The organism is Fructobacillus ficulneus (assembly GCF_001047075.2).
Classification (GTDB): domain Bacteria; phylum Bacillota; class Bacilli; order Lactobacillales; family Lactobacillaceae; genus Fructobacillus; species Fructobacillus ficulneus.
In genome coordinates, this window is record NZ_DF968005.1 from 314,818 (window position 1) to 315,624 (window position 807).

Here is an 807-nt window from a genome sequence, read left to right on the forward strand (position 1 = left end):
AAAAGCAAGGTCTAAACCAAGCAATTGACCAAGCAGTAACCACTGCCCAAATAGCAGCCGGTAAGGCTCAGAACGCCGATGATATTAACAATGCTCAAGCGGCGTTGAATGTTGATTTGACCAAGGTCCAATACGACTTAGCAACTGATGTTGCTAACCACGATATCAAGGCTGCTCAAACAGCTGCCTTGCAAACAATTGCTGATGACAAGACCCTTAGTGGTCAAGAAAAGGCAGACCAAAGCGCGGCAGTTAATAAGTTAGCTGACGCTAGCCAGGCAACTTTGACTAAGGCCACAACGGCTGATGGCGTAACTGCTGCCAGTCAACAGATTGTGAAGGACATTAATGGTGTCCACACAACCGGTAAATCAGTTGCAGACCGCTTGCCTGACTTTATCAAGCAAGTAACCGATGCGGCGCAAGGCTTGGCCGACCAAGCCAAGGCCAATACGACTTTGTCACAGTCTGGTTTGGCCACCGTGACCGCAGCCGTTAACGGTATGCGCGACCGGCTGATTGCCGAATTGAAGACTGCCGACAGTGTGGTTGATGCTGAGACGATGGTCAGCGATGACCAAAACGCCTTTGCCCTTGGTCAGGGTAACGGAAGTGCCTTGAGTCAAGCCAAGAGTCAGTGGGTTAGTCGTTTGTACAGCACCCTTGTGGCGGCTGATCAAAAGATTAACAGCTACCAACACTTGACCACTGACCAAGTTGCCAGCTTAGGACAAGGTTTGTCGACTGCTGTGACGGCAGCCAATGATCAAGTTCAAGCCACTACAACCTGGTCTTCAACCGCCGACA

At 50.4% G+C, this 807-nt stretch carries 1 protein-coding gene; it reads left to right on the forward strand.

Translation table 11 applies throughout. From position 1 onward, the window contains the following. The coding region (locus AOQ29_RS07745) for a DUF1542 domain-containing protein (RefSeq protein ID WP_158530762.1) at nucleotides 1-807 on the forward strand (807 nt) is incomplete at both ends.